The following is a 23424-nucleotide window of genomic DNA, read 5'->3' as shown; positions in this document are numbered from 1 at the left end:
ATCCGGGTTCGCACCATCAGTCGAATACTCCAATATTGAGCTGCTGTCGTTGTTCCAGCGGCAGGTAAGTCAGGGTCAGCACCGGCGGACGGATCGCGTCCACGCGGTAGGTGCCGTCGATGGTGTCGCCATCGAGCACGAGATAGGTGCGGTCGCCGCGCGCCAGGTAGATTTGCCACACGCCGTCCTGCAGCGACTTGCCGATGTAGGTGAACGGCAGCGGCGGCGCGCTCGGCGGCGGTGGCGGTGGCGGCGGCTCGTTCGACGGCGGCGGTGGCGGCGGCGTCCAGTCATGGCGCGCGAACAGGCTATTGTCGCCTTCCCCGAAGCGCTCGCCGCTGGCGCCGATCAAGGTCTCGCGCGGGATCAGGCGTGCGATGGCGACGTCGTCGCCGGTTTTCCTGGTGGATGGCGCGGCGCTGCGCACCGGCCCGGCGGCCGTCGTGGCGGCCGCGCGTTCGACCGGCTCGGCCAGCTCCGCCTCTGGCGTCCTGTCGCCAAACACGACCAGGCCGGCGGCCAGCGCCAGCGCCACGCCCATGACGATGTGGCGCGGCTTCACGGCTTGCTTCCTTCAGCCAGATAGAAGGTCAGGCGCAGGCGCGCCTCGACCCCGGCCTCGCCCACGCTGTCGCGGCGAAAGGCCACGTCGTCCAGCGAAGCATGTGGGATCGCGCGCAGCACGTCCATCGCGAATTCCCAGATCGCGCCATAACTGCCCTTCACCGGCAGGTTGACCTGGTAGGCAACCAGCTGCGCGTTGCGGTCGTTGGTGGCCCGGTACTCGCCCTGGCGCAGCGCCAGGCCGTGGCGCTCGGCCAGCGCGAACACTTCCTTCAATTGGCGCTCGACCCCACGGCGCTCGCCCAGGGTCGCATAGAAGTGCTGCAGGTTCTGGTCGCTGCTGGGCGGCGCCGCCGCAGGAGCGCTCTGCGGTGGCAGCGGCGTGCGCGCCGCCTGGCGCGCCGCCTCGTATTCCTCGTTCAGTTGCGCCCGCGCCGGCACCAGCGCCACCTGAGCCGCGGCGCCGGCCAGCAGCAGCGCCAGCACCAGCGCCACCAGCGGATCGATGCGCGCCAGCAGCAGGCGCGCGCGCAGCAACAGTGCGCCCGCCTTCATGACGCCTCCCACTGCACGCTGACCTGGAACCGCAGCGGACGGTTCGGGTCCTGCTCCATCACCTCGTGGCGCAGCAGGACCACGCTGCTGAACCATTCCTCGGCCTGCAGGCGCGTGATATAGGCCAGCATCTCGTCGCTCGAGCGCGCCTCGGCGCTGATGCGCACCGTGCGCCGTTTCGCGTCCGGCTCGAGCGCCAGCAGTGCGATCGTGTTGGGCGTGGCTTCGCCCAGGGCCGCCGCCAGGTCGCGCCACGGCAGGTTCAGTTGCAGGATGGCGGCGTTGACGGCGCCGGCCTGGGTCGGCGACACGGCTACTTTCGGGGCCGGCGGCGCGGCCACGGGCGCCGGCGCGCTGCGCGCGGCCAGCGCCGCCTGCAGGTCGCGCACTTCTTCCTGCTGCTCGACGTAGTGCCGCGTCATGAACAGCGCCGGGATGCACAGCGCCAGCACGCCCGGCACGGCATAGATCAGGGTGGGCGGCGCGCGAAACAGCGTGCGGCGAAGGCCAGGTGGCGCGAAATCGATCCGGGTGCGCTTCATGCAGGCACTCCGGTGCGCGCCAGGCGCGCCAGTTCCGACCACTCGTCGGCCTGCTCGAGCAGGCTGCAGGCGAATTTCAGCCGCCCCGGGCTGCTGGCCCAGGCGGCGGGCGCGGCGCCGCTCAACTGCAGGCGCTCGGGCCGCGCGATCCCGACCCGCAGCGCTTCGCGCGCAATATGGGAATCGAGCCAGTCGCGGTCGGCCCCGGCAGGGATCGGGGCGCTCCGCACCGCCGCCAGCTTGCGGCCTTCGTAGGCCGCCAGCGACAGCACGCCGCCATGGACCAGGCCGAACCAGGCCCCGCTCCTGCGCTCGCGGCGCCAGGCGTTCATGGCGGCGACGAATTGCGGGCTGATCTCGACCAGGTGGAAGCCGTGTTCCCGGGCGGCCTCCGCCAGCGCGTCGAGCAGGGCTCTTGGTGCGGCCGCAGCCAGGAAGGGATCGACCGCATCCCAGTCGGCGCTGATCTTCCACTCCGCGCCGGCAGCCCCGAACAGGTGCTGGAAGCGCAGCGCGGCGGCCGCCTCCAGGTCGCCCATCCGCGTGGCGCCGGGCGGCGGCGGCACTTGCCACAGGCGCACCAGCTCGTCGGCCAGCACCACGCTCACCGGCCAGCCCTTGACCGGCAGGTCGGACAGCAGCATGCGCAACCCGGGCGCCAGCGCGTCGGGAGCGAACAGGTCGAGCGGCTGCTCGGACAAGGCCAGCGGCGCGCCGCCGAACAGGCGGCCATGCTTGACCAGGGCCAGGCCGTTGGCGGCCACGCCCAGGCGCAGGGCTTGTCCGATGGGAGGGAAATGCAGTCTACGCATGCAGGGTCACCCGCTTGATCTCGTCGATCGTGGTAGCGCCGCGCCGCACCAGGTCGAGCGCCGCCAGGCGCAGGCTGCGGGTGCCGTTGGCGTGGGCCGCGGCCTTGATCTGGCGGATCGGCTGCTTGTCGACGATCAGTTCGCGGATCTCGTCGTTCAGGGTCAGGATCTCGGCGATCGAGCGGCGGCCCTTGTAACCGGTGCCGCGGCAGTCGCCGCAACCCTTGCCGCGCATGAAGACGTAGTCCGCCACTTCCTGGCGCGCCAGGTGCACCGAGGCCAGCTCCTGCTCGCCCGGTTCGTAGCGCTCGGCGCAGCGCGGGCAGCACATGCGGATCAGGCGCTGGGCCCAGATGCCGTTCAGGGCCGAGACGAAGGCATACGGATCGATCCCCATGTGGGTGAAGCGGCCGAACACGTCGAACACATTGTTGGCGTGGACGGTCGTGAGCACCAGGTGGCCGGTCAGGGCCGACTGCACCGCGATCTCGGCGGTCTCGCGGTCGCGGATCTCGCCCACCATGATTTTATCCGGGTCGTGGCGCAGGATCGAACGCAGGCCCTTGGCGAAGGTCAGGCCCTTCTTTTCGTTCACCGGGATCTGCAGGATGCCCGGCAGCTGGTACTCGACCGGGTCCTCGATGGTGATGATCTTCTCGCGGCCGTTATGGATCTCGGTCAGCGCCGCGTACAGGGTCGTGGTCTTGCCCGAGCCGGTGGGGCCGGTCACCAGCAGCATTCCATACGCCTCCTGGGCCAGGTGCCGCAAGGTGACCAATGACGGCGCATCGAAGCCCAGCGCCTCCAGCGTGAGCGCGCCATAGGCCTCGATCATGGCGCGCTTGTCGAGGATACGGATCACCGCGTCCTCGCCGTGGATGCTGGGCATGATCGAGACCCGCAGGTCGATGTCGCGCCCGCCCGCCTCGACCCGGAAGCTGCCGTCCTGCGGCACGCGGCGCTCGGCGATGTCGAGTTCGGCCAGCACCTTCAGGCGCGAGATGATGTGCTCGGCCAGCTCGATGCCGCCCACGGTGGCGGCGTGATCGAGCACGCCGTCGACCCGGTATTTGACGGCCAGGCCGCCGGCGGTGCTCTCCAGGTGGATGTCCGAGGCGCCGGCTTTCAACGCATCGTACAGGGTCGAGTTGACCAGCTTGACGGCCGGGCTGCCCGCCTCCGACACCGAGGCGAAGGACAGCACGGTGCCCGACTTGCCATCGCGCCGCGCGTCCTGGGCGCCGCCCACCAGCGAGTCGACGGCGCGCGCCGACTCTTCCTGCTTCGACAGATAGGCCTGGATGTCGGACTGCAGCGCCAGGCACAACTCCAATGGATTCCTGGCGCTGGCGCGCGCCTGGGCCCCGAGCCAGGTCTGCAGGTCGAGGTCGAAGGGATCGGACAACACCCCGGTCAGGCGCCCATCCGGATGACGCAGCAGCGCACAGTGGCGCGGCAGCGCCTGGGCCAGCGGCAAGAGTTCGAAGGCCGGCGCCAGCGCCAGCATGGCGCCGGTCTCCATCACCGGCAGGCCGAACGGCGCGGCCAGCTCGCGCACCAGTTCGCGCGGATCGCGCCCGGTCAGGGCCTCAAGCTCGAGCACCAGGCCGCGCCGCGAGACGGCGGCGGCCGCGCGAGCGCGCGCCAGCAGCGCCGTGTCGAAGGGTTCCGCACTCACGACATGTCTCCCGCCAGGTCGAAGATCGGCATGTACAGCAGCACCACGATGGCGCCCACCACCAGGCCGATGCCCGCCATCAGCAGCGGCTCGAAGGTGCGCGTGAAGCGGTCGATCCAGCGTCCGATCTCGCCATCGTAGAAGGCGGCCGACTGCGTCAGCATCGGCCCCATTTCTCCGGTGCGCTCGCCCACGCGCAGCATGCGCAGCGAGATCGGCGTGGTCAGGCCATGCGCCTCGAAGGCGTTCGACAACGGCTGGCCGGCCTCGATCGCGGCGCGCGCGGCGGCCAGGTTGCGCGCCAGGTGGCCCGACACCATCGGCTGCACGGTCTCGATCGCGCCGACGATGGTGATGCCGCCCTCGGTCAGCATGCCCAGGGTCAGGTACAGGCGCGACAGCTCATAGACGCGGGCCCGCTCGCCGATGCCGGGGAGTTTCGCCAGCAGGCGCGCGATGCCGCCGCTGCGCAGCAGATGACGCACGCCGGCAATCGCACCGGCGACCAGCAGCGCCGCCGCGACCAGGATCGCGCTGCCATGGCCGGCCGCGAACTGGCCCCAGTCCAGCAACAGCTGCGACATCCACGGCAGGTCGCGCCCGGCGCCGTGGTAGACCTCGGCGAACTTCGGCACCACGTAGCCGATCAGGAAGGCGCTGACGCCGCCGCCGACCATCAACAGGATCACCGGATAGATCGAGGCGCTGACGATCTTGGAACGCACGGTGTCGATGCGCTGCTGGTAGTCGATATAGCGCGCCAGCGCGCGCGGCAGGTCGCTGGTGCCTTCGGCGGCGCGCACGATGCCGACGTACAGCGGCGGGAACAGCGCCGGTTGAGCCGCCAGCACGCTGGAAAAGCGCCTGCCTTCGCGCAGGCCGCCCAGCAGCCGTTCCAGCACGCCGCGGGTAGACGGCGCGCCTTCCTTTTCGAGCAGGGCTTCGAGGCTTTCGACGATGCCCAGGCCGGCGTTGAGCAGCGCCAGCAGTTCCTGGCTGAACAGCACGAGCGAGAGCTTGCCGCCCTTGGGACGCGCCAGCGCCGCCCCGCGCGCCGGTTCGACGGCGCTGACGAACAGGCCGCGCGCCTCGACCTGGCGGCGCGCGTCCTGGGCGTCGAGCGCGTCGACGACGACGTTCGAGATCGACATATCGGGCGCAAGGGTGCGAACGGCGAACTGCATGGGATGCCCGGCCAGGTTGCGGTGAAACGAAAAGGAAACGTTCAGTTGGAACTAATGTCGGCGTTGTCGCCGGTTCCGCCCGGCTGTCCATCCTTGCCCAGGGACAGCACCTCGTAGTCGCCACGGGCGCCCGGCGCCCGGTACTGGTAGGGATTGCCCCACGGGTCGGGCGGAATCGCTTTCTTGAGATAGGGGCCGTTCCACTTGGCGCCGGCGCTCGGCGGCGCCGTCATGAGGGCGGCCAGGCCCTCCTCGGTGGTCGGATAGCGGCCGACGTCGAGCCGGTAGGTGTCGAGGGTCTTGTCGAAGGCGTCGATCTGGGCGCGGGCGGCGGTGACTTCGGATTTGCCGAGCTGCGAGAAATACTTGGGTCCGACATAGGCGGCGAGCAGACCGATGATGACGATCACCACCAGCAGCTCCAGCAGCGTGAAGCCCGCGCTGCGCCCGGCAGGGACGACGGCGCCCTGTTTCATAGCAAAAACCATCAAGCGACTCCTAGATTGCTTCTTTGAAATCCTGCCGGTGAAAGGTAACACGCTGCCAAGCGCGGCGACAACACTTCTTTTCAAAAAAACACCGTCTCATGCAAGGCTCATGGACTTTGATTACATGTAACAAACTTTTCTAAATTGCAATGATGCATATTTCAAACAGGTGACAAATGGCGAGAAATAATGATTGTTCATAGCTAAAACCAAATTTAATCAATGCAAGTTGTGAAAACTCAAAATATTTCTTGTTAAACTTTTTTACACTTTAATTAATTCCGTTGATATATTTCTTGGCAACCTGAAACTCAGGTGCCAAGCGCAGTGCCCCGCCGTACCAAGGCGAGAGAAATCCCAACCACAAAGGCAAATCATGACTCGGAAATCGCACATGGCATTACCCTCCCTGACCAGTTCGCTGGCCAAGTTCGCGGCCGCGGCTCTTGGCGCCGCGGCCATCGCCGCTCCGGCCCAAGGCGCGACGATCAATTTCGACGCCGGCGCGGGCATGCTGTTCGGCAGCGGCGACAGCTGGCAGGAGCAAGGGTACAAGCTGAGCTTCGAAGCCTACAATCCGGCGGACGTGGGCAGCCTGGTCGGCGCCATCGTCGACACCAGCGATCCGGGTTACTGCATCAGCATGGCGTGTCCGATCAACGGCGAAGGCGGCTATTACGGCGCGTTCAACGACAGCATCGTCTGGGTCGAGTCCGAGACCGCCGGCGCTTCCTTCATGGTGAAGTCGATCGACGCCAGCTTCATCGGCCTCGACGCCGCCCTGGGCGGTTATCCGATCTATTCCGGCCTGCTGCGGATGCAGGGCTTCCTGGCCGACGGCACCTATCTGCTGCAAGACCTGCTGCTCGACGGCCCCAGCTCGCAAGGCTTCCTGTTCGGCCGCTACTCGCCTTTCGAGACCTTCGCCAACACTGCCTTCGTGAGCATGGCCATGTTCGGCTTTACCTGCGACAGCTCGGGCGACTGCTCGGCATTCGAAACCAATCGCGGCCAGTTCGCGGTCGACAACCTGGTGCTGGAAGACGCGCTGGCCGAAGTGCCTGAGCCGGCCAGCCTCGCCCTGTTCGGCCTCGGCCTGCTCGGCCTCGCCGCCCGCGCCCGTCGCCGCAATGCCGCCGCAATGCCTGAGCACGCAGCTTGAACTCGCAGCCTGACCTACAGCCGAATCCCGCAGAACCCAAGGACATGCATCCATGAAACTCCGCCCAATTTCCGCAGCCATCTTGTTCGCACTGACCGGCATGTCGCTGGCAGTCCAGGCCGACGACGTCCGCCGCCCCTACGTCGTGCAACTGACCGACAAGCCGATCGCCTCCTATGACGGCGGCGTCAACGGTCTCACCGCCACCCAGCCCCGCCCCGGCCAGCGCCTCGACCTGAACAGCGCCAGCGTCCAGCTCTACAGCGGCTACCTGGCCCAGAAGAAGGCCGCCGTGCGCGCCGCCATCGGCGGCGCCCCACTGGTGCACGATTACAAGGTGGTGCTCAACGGCTTCTCGGCCATGCTGACCGATGCCGAAGTGCGCGCCCTGGTCGGCCGCACCGACGTGCTGGCGGTCACGCCCGACGTGCCGCGCGAACTGACCACCGTCTCGACCCGCGATTTCCTCAAGCTGACCGGCCCGAACGGCGCCTGGTCCAAGCTCGGCGGCCTGGCCGAGGCCGGCGAAGACGTCATCATCGGCATCGTCGATGGCGGCATCTGGCCGGAGCACACGTCCTACGCCGACCGCGTGGACGCCAACGGCAAGCCGACCCACGACAGCAGCGGCAGCCTGGTCTATTCGGCGCCGCCTGCGCGCTGGCAGGGCGACTGCCAAACCGGCGAAGGCTTCACCACGGCCCACTGCAACAACAAGCTGATCGGCGCGCAATACTTCGACGACATCTACAAGACCTCCGGCCGCACCACCCACTGGAGCGAGTTCCGTTCCTCGCCGCGCGACTCGCTCGGCGGCGACGTCGGCGAAGGCAGCCACGGCACCCACACCTCGACCACCGCCGGCGGCAACTACGGGGTCGACGTGACCATGGCCGGCGTCAATGTCGGCGAGATGTCGGGCGTCGCCCCGCGCGCGCGCATCGCGTCCTACAAGGTGTGCTGGACCTTTATCGACCCGAGCGTGGCCATCGGCCGCCGCAACAGCTGCTACGTCGGCGACAGTGTCGCGGCAATCGAGAAAGCCGTGGCCGACGGCGTGCACGTGATCAACTTCTCGATCAGCGGCGGCACCACCCTCACCGATCCGGTCGAGCAAGCGTTCTTTGGCGCCGCCAATGCCGGCGTCGTGGCCGTGGCCTCGGCCGGCAACGACGGCCCGGGCAACCAGGTGGCCCACATCAGCCCTTGGCACACCACGGTCGGCGCTTCGACCCACAACCGCGAATTCCAGGCGACCGTCACCCTGGGCAATAACCAGAAATACACCGGCGCCTCGATGAATACCACGCCGCTGCCGCCCGAGCCGGTGGTCGATGCCTCGACCGTCGGCCTGGCGGGGGCCAACGCCGCCCGCCTCGCCTTCTGCTACAGCGCCTCGTTCAACGGCGGCCAGGCGGTGCTCGATCCGGCCAAGGTGGCCGGCAAGGTCGTGATCTGCAACCGCGGCGAGAACGACCGCGTCGACAAGAGCCGCGCGGTGCGCGAAGCCGGCGGCGTCGGCATGATCCAGGTCGACAATGGCACCGGCCTGGTGGCCGACATGCACTCGGTGCCGTCGGTCCACGTCACCCAGGCCGATGGACAGGCGATCCGCAGCTATGCGGCCGCAGCCAACGCCACTGCCGCGATCAGCAAGTTCGTGGTCGGCGCCTCGAAGCTGAACGCCCCGATCATGGCCAACTTCTCGTCGCGCGGCCCGAACCGCGCCGACGCCAACGTGCTCAAGCCGGACGTGACCGCGCCTGGCGTGGACATCATCGCCGGCGGCACACCGGGCCTGACCGAGGCGCAGCATGCCGACATCGTCAACGGCACCCTGGTGCCGCCGGTCGAGTTCGTGTCGATGCAGGGCACCTCGATGTCGGCGCCGCACGTGGCCGGCGTCAGCGCCCTCGTGCGCCAGAAACACCCGACCTGGACCCCGGCGATGATCAAGTCGGCCCTGATGACCACCGCGACCGACACCTTCCCGGACACGCTGACCGGCGACATCCGCGGCCGGCTGCCGTTCGCGCAGGGCGCGGGCCACGTCAATCCGACCGCCGCGCTCGACCCGGGCCTGGTGTACGACATCGGCGAAGCCGACTACCGCAAATACCTGTGCGGCGCCGGTGTGGCGGGCCAGTGCGCGGGCGGCCAGATCCCCGGCTACGACCTGAACCTGCCGTCGATCTCCGTCGGCAACGTGCTCGGCTCGGTGGTCGTCAACCGTACGGTGACCAACGTCAGCACCACCGCCTCGAGCTTCAACGCGCAGATCTCGGTGCCGGGCTATGACGCCGTGGTGACCCCGGCCACGCTGGCGATCGAGCCAGGCCAGTCCAAGTCGTTCACGGTGACCCTGACCCGCACCAACGCGCCCGAGAACGCCTGGCAGTTCGGCACGCTGACCTGGACCGGTGGCGGCCATACCGTGCGCAGCCCGGTCGTGGCCCGTTCCGGCAAGCTCATCATCGCGCCGGCGTTCTTCTCGAGCGACCGCGCCAGCGGCAGCAAGGCCCTGTCCGTCACCACGGGCTTTGCCGGCAAGATGGGCTCGAGCGTCGGCGGCCTGAAGGAAATCGTGCGCACCGCGAATACGATTGCCCCGGCGCCGGATGGCAGTCTCGACACCCTGGACCTGATGGCCGACGCCTGCCACCGCGGCCTGTACGGCACCCGCGTGCTGCCGGTGACCTTCACCGCCGATACCATGGCGGCGCAGTTCGAGCTGTTCGACCGCGATACCAGCGGCAATGGTGGCGACGACCTCGACCTGGTGATGGTGAACGCCGCCGGCCAGCTGGTCGCCTACTCGGCCACCTACGGCTCGGACGAGACGATCGCCCTGGCGGCCCCGCCGGCAGGCAATTACAAGGTCTGCACGCTGGGTTATAGCACCGCATCCGGCGGCAGCACCTCGTATGGCCTGCATGCAGTGGTCGTGAACAGCAGCGACAAGGGCGGCAACCTGCGCGCCATGGTGCCGGCCACGGTGTATGCCGGCGGCAAGGCAACCGTGGCGGTGAGCTGGTCGGGCCTGCCGGCCGGCAAGCGTTTCCTGGGCGGCGTGCGCCTGCTGGACGCCAGCGGCGCGGTCGGCTCGACCACCGTGCTGCAGGTCGAGACCAACCAGCCGGTGCCGAAAGCCGAGCGTCCGCAGCGCGTCAAGGCGAAGGACGTCGGTGTGTAATTGACAGGACGGGGCCGCTGGCCCCGATGTGAACGACAAAGCGCGCCTCGGCGCGCTTTGTCTTTTGGGAAGGAAGAAAGGATCAGGCTGCCGGCGAACCCAGCTGGCAAGCACCGGCGACGCACACGGCGCCCGGATCGGGACGGTGGATGCAGATCGACATTTCGCCGGTGCGCTGGATCTCGGCCTGGCGCTCGGTCTTCGAACGTTCGGCCAGGGCCAGCAAGGCTTTCCCGTCGGTCTGGGCGGTCGAGTACGGCAGGTATTCCTGCGGGCCGCCGCAGGCCAGCGCGCCGACCGGGAGCGAGCGGCATTGCGCATTGTCGCTGCAGCCGGGCGTGCCGATCAGGCGCTTGATCTCGGAGACGGTGGCGCCGGGCTGGAGCGCGACCACCGGCGGCGCGCCGTCCTTGACCGGCGGCTGGGCCGGATCGTTGGCCTGGGTGGTGCAGGCGGCGTTGGCGCCGAACAGGAGGATGAGGAGGAGTTTTTTCATGCCGCCATCTTCGCGCGCACGATATGACTGGTCAAGCAAATAACATTAACTGACTGTTACCAAATGTGTCGACCGCATGTTGCGCACACCTTACGGAACACCCTGAGTCCCCACAAGCTTGCATCGGAACATCTTAAATTTCCGTACGGATATATCTCTCATTTGCAGGCAAATGACGTGAACGTCGCGCATCCCATTCTCTTCAAATGCAAACTTGGACGTTCGCAAATGTAAAAAATTGTGCGCAGGAAAATTTACTCACTACAATAGCTTCATTACAGACGAGCTTGTTCGAGTTCATACATGACCTTCCTGCGCACCATCCTCGCCCTCTCCCTGACCTGCATCCTGGCTGCCTGCGGCGGCCAGTACGACATCGACACGACCGTCCAGACCGCGTCGACCGCTACGACGGCCAGTGCCCCTGCCCCCATGCGCACGCCGGAGACCGGGGCGAGCGCCGCCCCGGCACCAGCGCTGGCGCCAGGCGCGCCAGTCTTCGCCACCGTCGCCTCGGCCACCATGCCGGCGCCCGACTGCGCCGCCGAGGGCTGCGCCAGCCTGCGCATCATCGACGGCAATGCGGAAGCCTGGCGCATCGATGCCCAGCGCCGCGCCACGCGCGAGGCCAGCCTGCCTCAGACTTGACTCAAGGACGCTGGCGCAGGCGGCGCGTCGTGGCCAGCAGGAACAGGCCGCTCGCGAGCAGCAGCCAGGCGCCCGGTTCCGGCACCTCGGCCACGCTGGCGAATTCCCCGTCCACCAGTTGCAGTTCGACGCTCTGGCCCGCGACCAGGTTCATCTCGACCACATTGCCGGCGGCGCCCAGGTAATTGAAGGCCTCGTCGATGAAGGCGACGCTGAACAGGCTGCCGTTGATGCCCTCGCCCACCTCGAACGCGACGTCAAAGCTGAACAGGCCGCCAAACGTGACGAGCTGCTCGAAGAAGTTGAAGTCCGGACCGTTGCGCAGGACGACGCCGTTCACGACATCGCCACTGGCATTGCCCGATGGCGGCAAGACGCCGCCCTCCAGGAAGGCGCCGCTGAAATTGCCGAGGCTGGCCACGACCGGCGCCGCGTCCACCGGACCGTTCAGGCCCAGGTCGAGGTAGCCGACCGTGCCGGCCAGGGCCGAGGTGTCGAGCGAGACGCGGTAGATCGGACCGGCCAGGGCCGCCGGGGCGCCGGCGACGATCGACAGCACCAGCAGAACGCGGAACAACAGGGATGACAAATTGGACATGATGATGTTTTCCTTTAGAACGCGCCGGAGACCAGCTGCGGCGTATAGGTGAAGTTGCGCTTGGCGCCATTGGTGAATGCCGTCGGGACGGTGACCGTGGCGCCCGGGGCGATGGTCGCCTGGGACAAGGTCAGGTACGGCGCGCCTGCGTGCATGCCGGCCGGATTGTCGAGCGTGATCCCGTCCGGCAGGCCCTGCAGCACCAGGTGCAGCGGACCGGTCAGCGCCTTGGCGCTCGTGTTGGTGATGCTGACATTGCCCGTGGTCTTGCCCGTCGCGCGGTTGATGCTGAAGCCGCCGATCACGATCTTGCTCGACGCGGTGACGTCGGTAAACGCGCCGGCCAGGTTCAGGCTGACCACCAGCGGATCGTGGTCCGAGGCACGGTAGGCGTTCTTGCGATAGACGTCAAGGCCGGTGCTCTCGATGTTGTAGTCGATGTCCTTCGGTTCATCGGCATTGTTGTGCCATTCTGCCGCGCCCACCACCTGCGGCGCCAGCGAGCTGCTTGCCAGGACGTGGTCGAGCGAGCCGGCCAGGCCGTTGAACACGTAGGAATACGGCATGCCATGCGGGCGCACGAACTGCTCGATCACATTGACCATGCCGGCCGCGCCCGTCAGGTGGTTGATCGGGCTCTCGAAGGCATAGGCGTTCAGGTCGCCCAGCACCAGCACATCCGGATCCTTCGCCGCCGCGATCACCTGCGGGATGAAGAAGCCGGTCAGGCGCTGGGCCTGGAGGACGCGGGTGGCGTCATAGCAACCCTGACCATAGCCCTGGTCGGCATCGCCGCCGCTGGCGCCACCGCAACCCTTCGATTTCAGGTGGTTGGCGATGACCGAGAACTTGCCGCCGTTGGCGGCCATGAAGGTCTGCGCCATCGGCGGACGGTTGTTGATCTCGTGCGGGTCGGACAGCGCGCCGCCCACCAGGGTCAGCTTCGACGGCTTGTAGATCATGGCCACGCGGATCGCATCGGTGCCCAGTCCGACCGGCGCCGGCACCACGGCATAGGTGCCCGGTGCGGTGACGCGGTTGATCTCGTCGACCAGGTATTTGGCCGCGATATCGCCGTTGTTCTGGATTTCCATCAGGCCCACCACGTCGGCGTTCAGCGCGGCCAGCGAGGCGACGATCTTGTCGCGCTGGCGGACGAACTCGGCCGCATTGTCGGCGCCACGGCAATTGCCGGCGGATGTATTGCTGCCCAGTTGGCAACCCTGACCCGACTTGCCCCAGGCATCGCCGCCATTCGTGAAGGTGGTGAAGAAGTTCAATACGTTGGCGGCCGCGACCTTGACGCCTTCCGGCAATACCGGCGCCGCCTGGCGCTCGTTGGCGCGATTGATGACCGGGGCTTCGGTCGGCTGGAGCTTGAAGCCGGTGCTGGCGCCGCTGCTGGCGCCGGTGGAACCGAAGTCGATCACACCGGTCAGGTTATCGATCGTGTCGCCGGCGCGCACGGTGCCGTCCTCGGCCAGGTAAGGCATGGCGGCCGGCGCGCGGAACAGGCCGTCGTCCAGCACGATGCGATTGCTCATGTGCTCGCGATAGAGTGCCGTGGCCTCTGGCGAACCTTGCGGGTAGCGGCTGGTCGGCTGCTCGCGGCGGCCGTTGGACAGGGTCAGCTCGCCGCGGTTGGCCAGGTCGCCGTTGCCGTTGATGGTGAGCGTATTGGTGAAGCGCACCAGCATACCTTCCACGCTGGCCAGGTCGGTGCCCGGCAGCGTGATATTGGCCGGCACGATGGCCGGGCCGGCGCCCAGCGCGGTGATATTGGTGACGTCCTTGAACTCGGTATAGGTGCGATCGGCGCCGTTCGGGCGGAATTCGACCACCTGACCAGTCACGCTGACCAGGGTGCCGACCGCATGCGCGGTATCAAGGCCGTAGACATAGATGCCGTCCGAGGTCGACGGATCGCCATCGCCCTGTGGATCCTGGATGAAGAAGCCACCGTCGACCTTGGCGGTGATCACGCCGCGTGCGGTCTGCACGGTGTTGGCGTACGGGCTACTGTCGCCGGAGCCCTGGATCTGCGGAATGGTCAGGAGGCCGGCAACGGCGACATCGATGGTGCAGCGCTCGGTCTCGTCGGCATCGTTGCCGAACTCGACCTGCACCGGATAGCGCCCGCCCCCCAGGGTGTCGGCGATGTCGAGGCGCGCCTCGGCCTTGCCGCCGGCCGCGGTGGCCGGGATAAAGCCGCCGAGGGTGATGCCGGCGACGCCGTTCGATACGATGGCGGCACGGTTGACGATGGCGTCGCCATCGATCGCCGACAGCAGCGCCGATCCGCCGCGGCCCTGCTCGACCTGCACCGTTGCCGGGCACGCCAGCACGATCGGCTTGGGTGTCGGGCCGGTGTCGCCACAGGCTTGCAGCGGCGATGTCGTGGTGCGCGGGCCGATCACCGGCGCCAGCACGAAGTCGGCGCGGTTGTCGTCGCTGTCCTGGCAGCCGGCCGCGGCGCGCTGGAGCGAATTCTCGAGCGTCGGCGACGGCGCCGGCGCGCCTTCGGACAGGTTGGCGCTGCCGTAGCCGACCAGGTCGAGGATGCGGGTGCCGTCGCTGATGGCGACCTTGCCGGTCCCGCCCGCCATATTGAAGCTCGGCGCCTGGACATCGAATTGCTCGATCGGGGTCTTGCCCTGGTCGCGCGCGCCGCGCAGCAGGAAATACTGGCCCGGAGCCAGCGTGACCGGCGGCAGCGCGGTAACGCTGCTCCAGCTGCTGCCGCCGGCCGACTGGTATTGCACCCGCATGCCGGCCAGGCTCACCGGCGCGCTACTGCGGTTATACAGCTCGACGAAATCGTGACCAAAGTTGCTCGAGGTGCTGTGCGAGTGGGCATACAGCTGGTTGATGACGACGTCGGCGGCAAGCGTCGGTGCGCTAGCAGCCAGGCCGGCGATCAGGGTTGCCAGCAGCGTACGCCGCGGAGTGAAAGTTGCAAAGGTGGTCATTGATTCCCCATTAGTTATCGCACAAGATGTGCCCGCCGTTTCTATTAGCAGAATGATAGTAAATGCGGATATTGACAACATGATGACTAGAAATTAGCCGGAATGGGTAATTTCTAGCTTAGCGGCAATTCAACAGACGCGAGTCGGATTGCCGCAGGAAATCAAGGAATGCTGAGGTCAGCGCCGGCGACGCCGCGCGGCCCAGCCGATCACGCCAAGGCCGCCGGCCAGCAGCGCCAGGGCGGATGGCTCGGGCACGAGTGAAATGGCATAGGTCTCGAGGGCCTCGATGCGCCTGAACTGCCCGCCATAGGTGCCGTCGATGATGCTGCGGCCTTCGAAGGCGGGGTCGCCATAGCTTAGTTGCCAGGAGATGGAGGTGGTCAGCCGGTCGTCGACGAAGAGGTCGGGGCCGGCGCCGAAGGTGGGGCCGTGATCGGGCGAATTATAGGTCTGGCGCGAGCCCTGGCTGGGCAGGACGTTGTCGAGCAAGAGCTGGCGGTAGACTGCCGGATCGGTGTAGTTGAACAGGAAACCGGTGCGTTGCCAGTCAAGCTCGGAGACGTGCCAGCCGGCCGTGGAAGACCAGCTGCGCGGATTGTAGCCGCCCACCACCCAGCTGTCGCCGCTGTCGTTGGCGATGCGCATCAGGGTGAAATTGCTGCCGCGCCCATCTGCAGCGGCATGGAAGTCGAGCGCGTCGTCGCCCGGCTGCCGCGTATAGACGTTCTCGAGATAGAGGGGGCCGGCGCCGAGCCACCGTTCGAGCTGGCCGTGCAGGCTGGGATCGAGCAGCGGCGTGTCGTTTTGCGCCACTGCCGGCGCTGGCGCCAGGCCAAGCGCTGCAACAAGGATGGCGGCCACCCCGCCCCGTGCCAGGATCTTGTTCATGCAACGTCAGACTGGCCGTTGCAGGACAAGTTCCAGGCGCGCGGCCGGGAGCTCGCCGGGAAGCTCTTACGCCCGCTTGTAGATATCCTCGAAGCGGACGATGTCGTCCTCGCCCAGGTAACTGCCCGACTGCACTTCAATGATGTGCAGCGGCAGCTTGCCCGGGTTTTCCAGGCGATGGTTCATGCCGATCGGGATATAGGTCGATTCGTTCTCGGACAGCAGGCTGACCGTGTCGCCGCAGGTCACGCGCGCAGTGCCCGACACCACGACCCAGTGCTCGGCGCGGTGGTGGTGCATCTGTAGCGACAGCTTCTCGCCCGGCTTGACCGTGATGCGCTTGACCTGGAAACGGTCGCCCGCATCGATGCCCTCGTAGTGGCCCCAGGGACGGTAGACGCGGGTGTGGTGCAGGTGCTCGGTGCGTTCCTTGGAAGCCAGGTGTTCGACCACCTGCTTGACGCGCTGTACTTTGCTCTTGCAGGTGACCAGCACCGCATCCTGGGTCTCGACCACGACCACGTCTTCCAGGCCCACCACCGCCACGATGCGGCTCTCGGCGCGCACCAGCGAATTCTTGACGCCGTCCAGGTAGACGTCGCCGCGCTGGGCGTTGCCGTTGGCATCCTTGGCCTGGGTTTCCCACAGGGCCGACCACGAACCGACGTCGTTCCAGCCGATATCTGCCGGCACGACGGCGGCGTCGCGGGTGTGTTCCATCACGGCGTAGTCGATCGAATCGGACGGGCAGGCCGAGAACGCGCTCTCGTCGAGGCGGCAGAAATCGAGGTCGCGGTAGGCCGCATGCATGGCCTGGCTGGCGGCGCCGGCGATGGCCGGGGCGTGCTGCTCCAGCTCGGTCAGATAGCGCGCGGCGGCGAACATGAACATGCCGCTGTTCCAGTAGTAGCTGCCCTCGGCCAGGAAGCCTTCGGCCGTGGCGGCATCGGGCTTCTCGACGAAGCGCGCCACCTTGTAGCATTCGCCGCACTCGTCCACCGGTTCGCCGCGGCGGATGTAGCCGTAGCCGGTTTCCGGGGTCTTGGGCACGATGCCGAAGGTGGCCAGGGCGCCCTTGGCCACCAGGCGGGTGGCGCGGTCGACCGCTTCACGGAAGGCTTCGCCGTTCTCGATCACGTGGTCGGCCGGCAGCACCAGCATGACGGCCTCGGGGTCGATCGCCTGCAGGTGGTGAGCGGCGGCGGCCACGGCCGGCGCCGTGTTGCGGCCGACCGGCTCGAGCAGGATGCCCAGCGGCGAGATACCCACTTCACGCAACTGCTCAGCCACCATGAAACGGTGGTCATTGCCGCACACCACGAGCGGCGCCATCATCTCCGGCCAGCCGGCCACGCGCAAGGCGGTTTCCTGCAGCATGGTCTTGTCGGCCACCAGCGGCAGCAACTGCTTCGGCAGGACCTTGCGCGACAGGGGCCACAGGCGGGTGCCGGCGCCGCCGGAGAGGATGACTGGATAGATCTTCATGCGCTGACTTTCTCTTTCTCTAACTCGTTGGTGTCGTGATCCACGACGTCCTTGCGCCGGGAGCGGCGACGGTCGCGTGCATTGAGCCATTCCTCCGATGAATACTCGGAGGCGTGCTTCATTTCGCCTTTTCGGTCGACACTATATTCCTTAAAGACAATCATTTCATTCAATGTTACATCATGCAACACGCGCGTGTATTCGAACAGTATGCTGCGCACGATCTCCGCGCCTTCGCAGATATGGCTGCCATGGCCGATCCAGGTCGGGCCCACGATGCGGGTGCCGGCCTCTACTTTAACCCCGGAGCCGATGTAGACGGGTCCCTCGATGGTCGTACCTTCCCAGTCGATGCTGGTGTTCAGGCCGACCCAGACGCCCGGCTTGATCTGGATGCCCGGCACGTCCATATTATTGACTTCGCCGGTGATGACCGACTGCAGCACTTCCCAGTAGTCGCCCATGGTGCCGATATCGAGCCAGTTGAACGGGCGGCCCTGGGCATAGAACGGCAGGCCGCGCTCGGCCAGCAGCGGGAACAGCTCGGAACCGATGTCGAACGCCACGCCCGACGGAATCAGGTCGATGACTTCTGGCTCAAAAATATAGATGCCGGTGGAAATGAAGTTGGACTTCGCTTCTTGCTGGCTCGGCTTTTCCTGGAATTCCACGATGCGGCCCTGCTCGTCCGAGACCACCACGCCATAGGACGAAACCTTGTCCCATGGAACCTCCTTGGTGATGACGGTCGCCATCGCGCCCTTGCGGCGGTGTTCCAGCAGCGCCGCCTTGAGGTCGAGGTCGATCAGGGCGTCGCCGCACAGCACCACGGTGGTGTCGTCGAAGAAGCCGCCGAATTCCTGGATTTTCTTCATGCCGCCGGCCGAGCCGATCGGTTCGGGGACGACTTCGCCGTCGTCCTTGGTATAGCCTTCGAAGGAGTAGCCGATCTGGACGCCGAACTGCTCGCCTTCGCCGAAATACTCTTCGATTTTTTCGTGCAACCAGCTGACGTTGACCATGATTTCGGACACGCCATTTTTCTTGAGGTGTTCGATCAGGTAAGCCATCACGGGTTTGCCCAGAATCGGGATCATGGGTTTTGGCAGGTCATAGGTGAGCGGACGGACGCGCGTGCCCTTGCCTGCGGCGAGAATCATGGCTTTCATTAGACTATCCTTTGCATTATTTGGCTGTGGTTTGGTAGCGCCATACGTCAGCGCACATTTGAGCGACATCACGTTCGGCAGTCCAGCCCAGTTCTTCGCGGGCCAGGGCCGGGTCGGCGTAGCACTTGGCCACGTCGCCGGGACGGCGGTCGACGATCTGGTAGGCGACCGGGCGCCCGCTGGCCGCTTCGAAGGCGCGCACCATTTCCAATACGCTGTTGCCCCGACCAGTGCCGAGGTTGTAGGTGACGATGCCCGGGCCCTTGTTCAGGCGATCGAGTGTTTTGACGTGGCCGATGGCCAGGTCCACCACGTGGATGTAGTCGCGCAGGCCGGTGCCGTCCGGGGTGTCGTAGTCGCCGCCGAACACCGACAGCTTGTCGCGCTGGCCGTTGGCGACCTGGGCGATGTAGGGGACGAGGTTGTTCGGGATGCCACTCGGCTCTTCGCCGATCAGGCCGCTTTCATGGGCGCCGACCGGATTGAAGTAGCGCAGCAGCGCGATGCGCCAGTCGGGCTCGGCCTTGGCCAGGTCGCGCAGGATGTCTTCGATCATCAGCTTGCTGCGGCCATAGGGATTGGTGGCCGACAGCGGGAAATCCTCGCGGATCGGCACCGAGGCCGGATCGCCGTACACGGTGGCCGAGGACGAGAACACCAGCGATTTACAGCCGAACTTGGCCATGGTCTCGAACAGCACCACGCTGCCGTTGACGTTGTTGTCGTAGTAGCGCAGCGGCTGCGCCACCGATTCACCCACCGCCTTCAGGCCGGCGAAATGGATTACCGCCTCGGGCTTGTGCTCGGCGAACACGGCTTCCATGGCGGCGCGGTCGCGGATGTCGGCCTGGACGAAAGCGAATGACTTGCCGCTGATGCGCTCGACGCGCGCGCAGACCGACTGCTGGGCATTCGACAGGTTGTCGACCACGACCACGTCGTGCCCTGCGTCCTGCAGTTCGACGACGGTATGCGACCCGATATAGCCCACACCGCCAGTAACCAGAATCTTCATGTCTTTCGCTCTCTGTTGATAGTTTGTTGATGATCTATTTCTTGTCATCGCGTTTCACGCTTCATTCATTCGTCCTGGCCGCCTCCTTGATCACGAGCCAGATAAACGCCATGTCGTCGATAAAGTAACGCCGGAACATCCGGCGCGGCTCCTGCAGGAAGCGGTAGAACCACTCGAGCCCGGACTTCTGCATCCAGGCCGGCGCCCGCTTGACCCGGCCGATCGTCACGTCGAAGCTCCCGCCCACCCCCATCGCGAACGGTATCCTCATCTCGGCCTGGTGCAGACCGAGAAACTGTTCTTTCCTGGGCGAGGAAATCGCCACGAACAGCAGGTCGGCGCGGCTGTCTCGCACCTGGCGCACCACCCCTGCTTCCGCGTCCCCGCCCTGCCAGTAGCCGTCATGCACGCCGGCCAGCGCCAGGCCTGGATAGCGGCGGGCATAGGTCATGGCCACTTCGCGCACCACATCGTGGCGCGCACCGAGCAGGAACACCCGCCAGCCTTTCTGCGCCGCGCGCCGCATCAGGGCCTCGAACAGGTCGATGCCGGCGACTCGTTCCTTGAGCGGCTTGCCCAAGAGGCGCGAGGCCCACACCACCGGCATGCCGTCCACATTGACCAGGTCGCAGGCATTGATGATGCGGCGCAGGTCCTCGTCGCGGCTGGCCTTGACCAATTTATCGACATTGACCACCACATGCTGGTGCGGCCGCCCGGCGCGCACGAAGCCTTCGACCAGTTCCAGGGTCTCTTCCATTGAAACGTTATCTATATTACAACCAAACAGCGTGACGCGCTCGTTCATGCGTGCCTCCGGTCCGGCGCCTGACGTTTCTTGTCATTAATTATTTATCATCGATAAAGGTGATTGTAAACCTGCATTCGATGGGAACGGCGGACGATACGGTCGTGATGCGCAGCACTTCGCACGGCGTCTTCGACTCATAGGCGGCCGAATACCAGCCCAGCGGCGGATTCTCGGCGCCGCGCACCAGTTCCAGGTGCAGGTCTTCGCCGCTGGCCTGCATCTGCAATACGAAGCGCTTGCCGCGCACCGACAGGCCCTGGCTGGTCAGGCGCACGTCCAGGCCGGGTGCGAAGTGCCAGAACGCCTCGACCTTGTGCGGCTTCTTGGCCGCCACCTCGTCGCGCACGGTCAGGGTGTTGCTGGCGCTGTCGAAACGTACGCTGCGCAGGTGCAGCACCGGGTCCGGCAGGCGCGCATAGCCATCATGCGAACCGCGGAAGTCGAACTCTTGAGGCGAGGCAGGCATGCGCTCGATACTGGCCCGCGCCTTGCGCAGCCACATGAAGCGCCCGCCCGGCACCGACTGGTCGAGGCCGTCGATGCGCACGGTATTGTGGCTCGAGGTGCCGCGGAAATAATCGCGCCATTTCTGGTCTTGCCAGTAGGAATAGGTGCCCGGGTCGACCAGGCAAGGCTCGCCCGCCACCGACAGGGTCAATGCCAGCGCATCGGCGTGGCCATGGGCGGCGATGCCCAGATAGCCTAGCGGACCGCAGTCGAGCACGCCCTTGATCTCGTCCGCCTCGCCGAAGTGGTTGCCGAACAGCAGGTAGCCGCCGTCGGGGAAGGACCATCCGGACTCGACTTCATGCGGATCGCAGTCGGGCCGCCCGCCCGGCAGCGCATGCAGCAGCCAGCGCACGCCGGGGTGGTGATCGGGTTGGCCGCCGAACACGGTATCGCCCAGCGCCAGCAATTGCGCGGCGCGGTCCGGGCCCGGCCGCCCGCTGCCGGCGTGCAGGCGGAAGGCGCAGCCGTCGTCGGCATCGCCGACCATCGGCAAGCCGCCGTCGACGTCGCGCACCGAGCGCAGGAAGCGCAGCGCGCGCTGCAGCACGGCCCAGTAGCTGCGCGAGAATGGCTGACTGCGGGGCTGGCCGCCGGCCTGGCCCAGCAGCCCGGCCACGAACAGGCATTCACAGGAAAACATATGGTAGGCAAACGCCTGCTCGCGGTTGACGCCGTCGCGCGAGAACTGGGCCTGGGCCTCCTGCTCCAGTTCGCGCCGCGCCTGGGCTTCCCAGTCCTTCGATTCCTTCCAGCACGGCCAGGTGACGGCGCCCGCATACAGGCCGGCCAGTTCGCCGATCAGGTGGTTGTTGGCCGATGAATGGCGCGACAGGTGGCGCGCGATAGTGCGGCAGTGGGCATGGATGCTACCCTTCCAGTCGGCGCGCAGGCGCTGTCCGCTATCGCCCTCGAACAAGGCGCTATGCTCGCCGCCCACCAGTTGCCAGATGAGGCTCCAGTTGACCAGGCGGATGCCCATCTCCATCGAGCTGGTCCAGTTGGGTCCGGTAAGCGGCGGGCAGGCTTCGAACCAGCTGCGCAGATTGTGCGCCAGGGCCTGCAGCCAGCGCGGCTCGCCCGTCAAGGCCCAGGCCTGGGCCAGGGTAACCAGGTGCAGGTGGCGGTTCAGTTCCCACAGATGCTTGATGTCGCCCACCAGTTCGCGGTCGCTGATGGCGATGTCGCCGCGGTACAGCGACGGCGCGACGACGCCGGTCTCGGGATCGCGGTTCCAGGCGGTCGGCACGCCGACGTCGAAGCGGCGTTCGCCGAACAGCACCACGTGGCCGGCCTCGATGCGTTCGGCGTCGAGCAGCAGCGCATCGACTTCGGCCCGCTCCAGCGACGGCGCGCCGCGCACGCCCAGGCTCAGGCTGCGCGGCAGCGGTGGCGGCGCGGCGCGGCCGATGGAGCGGCGCGCCAGGCGGATCGTCGCCGCCTGGCTCACCCGGTAAGCCATTTCCGGCACCGACATGCAGCGCAGCCGGTTGACCAGCCATGCCATGCGTACTGTTGCGTTCATCAAATTTCCTTCACCATTTTCGTCATTGCGCCCTCTCGTCCAGCAATTGCGCGTACAGCGCGGCCAATCTGGCGCACACCACCCCGGCCGCGTAGTGTCGTTCAACGGCGGCGCGCGCCGCGCACGCCAGCCGGGCATGTAGCTGGCTGTCGTCCAGCAGGCGCCCGATGGCGCCGGCCAGCGCCGCCGCGTCGCGCGCCGGCACCAGCAGGCCGCGCTCGCCGCCGGCCAGCGCTTCCGGGATGCCGCCGACCTCCGTGGCGACCACCGGCACCCCGGCCGCCATCGCCTCGAGCACCGACATCGGCAAGCCTTCGGCATGGGACGGCAGGCAGAACAGCCAGGCGCGCGCCAGCTGCGCGTCGCGCGCGGCCGCATCCAGCCAGCCCGGCGTTTCGACCAGGCCGGCGATGCCGAGTTCGGCGGCGCGGCGGCGCACCCAGTCCAGGTCGCCGCTGCCGCCCAGCACCAGGCGCAGCCGGGGGTGGCGCGCGGCCAGCATGGCGCAGGCGTGCAGCAGTTCGTCCACGCCCTTGGCCGGATCGAGGCGGCCCAGGAACAGGATGCGGCCCGCTTCGGCATGTTCACGCGCCGCGTGCGACATCAGGCGTACCGGATTGGCAACCACCTCGACCCGCGCGCGCGGCGCGCATTCGCGCACCCAGGCGGCCCAGCCGGGCGACAGTGCGATCACGCGCGAGCTCGCCTCCAGGGTGTGGCGGATCCAGCGCCGCAGCAGCGGCCCGGCCTCCATCGCCGCGTAGCGCCGGAAGCCGCCGCCATGCAGGTGGAACACCGTGCGCGCGCCACCCATGCGCGCCATCAGCAGCACCAGCGACTTGCGCAGGAAACTGGCATGCGAGCCGGCGTGCACGTGGACGATGGCCGGCCGCGCGCCAGGGCCGAGGCAGGCCTGCCCGGTGCGCCACAGGCCGCGCAGCGCGCTGCCGAGCTTATCCCGGCGGCGCCCGTCGGCGTGGGTCGCGACATAGGCGACGCCCTCGCGCTCGAACAGGCCGTTGGCGCGCAGCACCTCGACCATGCTGGCGATGCCTCCCCTGCCCCCCAGCGCCGTTCCAACCATCAACACGCGTGGGGGCGCCGGGTTCATGCAGGCGCCCCTGGGAAATAC

General features: G+C 67.0%; 20 protein-coding genes. 3 read left to right on the top strand and 17 right to left on the bottom strand.

Features of this window, described 5'->3' with window-relative positions:
* Positions 1–16: 16 nt before the first annotated feature.
* Genes AC3A6F_RS04460 through gspG form a run of 7 tightly spaced genes read right to left on the bottom strand, consistent with a single transcriptional unit; the run spans position 17 to position 5823 of the window.
* Positions 17–562, bottom strand: a complete 546-nt coding sequence (locus AC3A6F_RS04460; RefSeq protein WP_487678764.1) for a hypothetical protein — start codon at positions 560–562, stop codon at positions 17–19.
* Entirely contained in the window at positions 559–1119 is a 561-nt protein-coding gene (locus tag AC3A6F_RS04455) for a hypothetical protein (RefSeq protein ID WP_487678763.1), read from the bottom strand. The genes AC3A6F_RS04460 and AC3A6F_RS04455 overlap by 4 nt, the downstream gene beginning before the upstream one ends.
* On the bottom strand, positions 1116–1661 hold the full coding sequence (locus AC3A6F_RS04450) for a PilN domain-containing protein (RefSeq protein ID WP_487678762.1): 546 nt from the start codon (positions 1659–1661) through the stop codon (positions 1116–1118). Before AC3A6F_RS04450 ends, AC3A6F_RS04455 begins: the two co-directional genes overlap by 4 nt.
* Positions 1658–2473 (bottom strand): hypothetical protein, encoded by an 816-nt coding sequence (locus tag AC3A6F_RS04445; protein WP_487678761.1) that lies wholly within the window; start codon positions 2471–2473, stop codon positions 1658–1660. The genes AC3A6F_RS04450 and AC3A6F_RS04445 overlap by 4 nt, the downstream gene beginning before the upstream one ends.
* A complete protein-coding gene (locus AC3A6F_RS04440; protein WP_487678760.1) occupies positions 2466–4151 on the bottom strand; it encodes a GspE/PulE family protein in 1686 nt (561 codons plus the stop codon). The genes AC3A6F_RS04445 and AC3A6F_RS04440 overlap by 8 nt, the downstream gene beginning before the upstream one ends.
* Positions 4148–5335, bottom strand: a complete 1188-nt coding sequence (locus AC3A6F_RS04435) for a type II secretion system F family protein (RefSeq protein ID WP_487678759.1) — start codon at positions 5333–5335, stop codon at positions 4148–4150. Before AC3A6F_RS04435 ends, AC3A6F_RS04440 begins: the two co-directional genes overlap by 4 nt.
* Before the next feature lie 41 nt (positions 5336–5376).
* Positions 5377–5823, bottom strand: a complete 447-nt coding sequence (gene gspG / locus AC3A6F_RS04430; protein WP_320474883.1) for a type II secretion system major pseudopilin GspG — start codon at positions 5821–5823, stop codon at positions 5377–5379.
* Positions 5824–6217: 394 nt separating this feature from the next.
* Here gspG and AC3A6F_RS04425 point away from each other — a divergent pair, with 394 nt between their 5' ends.
* Complete coding sequence (locus tag AC3A6F_RS04425) at positions 6218–6985, top strand: NF038120 family PEP-CTERM protein (RefSeq protein ID WP_487678758.1); 768 nt, start codon at positions 6218–6220, stop codon at positions 6983–6985.
* Positions 6986–7037: 52 nt separating this feature from the next.
* Positions 7038–10178: a S8 family serine peptidase gene (locus AC3A6F_RS04420; protein ID WP_487678757.1), complete on the top strand. Its 3141-nt coding sequence runs from the start codon at positions 7038–7040 to the stop codon at positions 10176–10178.
* An 82-nt stretch (positions 10179–10260) separates the two neighbouring features.
* Here the strand turns inward: AC3A6F_RS04420 and AC3A6F_RS04415 are convergent, their stop codons facing one another.
* Positions 10261–10674, bottom strand: a complete 414-nt coding sequence (locus tag AC3A6F_RS04415) for a hypothetical protein (RefSeq protein WP_487678755.1) — start codon at positions 10672–10674, stop codon at positions 10261–10263.
* A 303-nt stretch (positions 10675–10977) separates the two neighbouring features.
* Here AC3A6F_RS04415 and AC3A6F_RS04410 point away from each other — a divergent pair, with 303 nt between their 5' ends.
* On the top strand, positions 10978–11322 hold the full coding sequence (locus tag AC3A6F_RS04410) for a hypothetical protein (RefSeq protein ID WP_487678754.1): 345 nt from the start codon (positions 10978–10980) through the stop codon (positions 11320–11322).
* Between the two features lies 1 nt (position 11323).
* Here the strand turns inward: AC3A6F_RS04410 and AC3A6F_RS04405 are convergent, their stop codons facing one another.
* The 9 genes from AC3A6F_RS04405 to AC3A6F_RS04365 all read right to left on the bottom strand — a co-directional run bounded on the left by AC3A6F_RS04405 (position 11324) and on the right by AC3A6F_RS04365 (position 23403).
* Entirely contained in the window at positions 11324–11920 is a 597-nt protein-coding gene (locus AC3A6F_RS04405) for an NF038129 family PEP-CTERM protein (protein WP_487678752.1), read from the bottom strand.
* 14 nt (positions 11921–11934) lie between these two features.
* Entirely contained in the window at positions 11935–14889 is a 2955-nt protein-coding gene (locus AC3A6F_RS04400) for an ExeM/NucH family extracellular endonuclease (protein WP_487678751.1), read from the bottom strand.
* Between the two features lie 177 nt (positions 14890–15066).
* Entirely contained in the window at positions 15067–15780 is a 714-nt protein-coding gene (locus AC3A6F_RS04395; RefSeq protein WP_487678750.1) for a PEP_CTERM-anchored TLD domain-containing protein, read from the bottom strand.
* A gap of 66 nt (positions 15781–15846) precedes the next feature.
* Positions 15847–17265, bottom strand: a complete 1419-nt coding sequence (locus tag AC3A6F_RS04390) for a mannose-1-phosphate guanylyltransferase/mannose-6-phosphate isomerase (protein ID WP_487678749.1) — start codon at positions 17263–17265, stop codon at positions 15847–15849.
* A complete protein-coding gene (locus AC3A6F_RS04385) occupies positions 17262–18434 on the bottom strand; it encodes a nucleotidyltransferase family protein (protein ID WP_487678748.1) in 1173 nt (390 codons plus the stop codon). The genes AC3A6F_RS04390 and AC3A6F_RS04385 overlap by 4 nt, the downstream gene beginning before the upstream one ends.
* Before the next feature lie 16 nt (positions 18435–18450).
* Complete coding sequence (galE, locus tag AC3A6F_RS04380) at positions 18451–19449, bottom strand: UDP-glucose 4-epimerase GalE (RefSeq protein ID WP_487678747.1); 999 nt, start codon at positions 19447–19449, stop codon at positions 18451–18453.
* A gap of 61 nt (positions 19450–19510) precedes the next feature.
* The gene (locus tag AC3A6F_RS04375) at positions 19511–20257 is read right to left on the bottom strand and encodes a WecB/TagA/CpsF family glycosyltransferase (RefSeq protein ID WP_487678746.1); all 747 of its coding nucleotides are present in this window, start codon (positions 20255–20257) and stop codon (positions 19511–19513) included.
* A gap of 40 nt (positions 20258–20297) precedes the next feature.
* The gene (locus tag AC3A6F_RS04370; RefSeq protein ID WP_487678745.1) at positions 20298–22292 is read right to left on the bottom strand and encodes a heparinase II/III family protein; all 1995 of its coding nucleotides are present in this window, start codon (positions 22290–22292) and stop codon (positions 20298–20300) included.
* Positions 22293–22314: 22 nt separating this feature from the next.
* Positions 22315–23403, bottom strand: a complete 1089-nt coding sequence (locus tag AC3A6F_RS04365; protein ID WP_487678744.1) for a glycosyltransferase — start codon at positions 23401–23403, stop codon at positions 22315–22317.
* Positions 23404–23424 lie beyond the last annotated feature (21 nt).

The sequence above is a fragment of the Massilia sp. Soil_C_3 genome (assembly GCF_057657035.1).
Note: the sequence above shows the minus strand (reverse complement) of the source record. Positions and strands in the feature narration are given on the sequence as shown.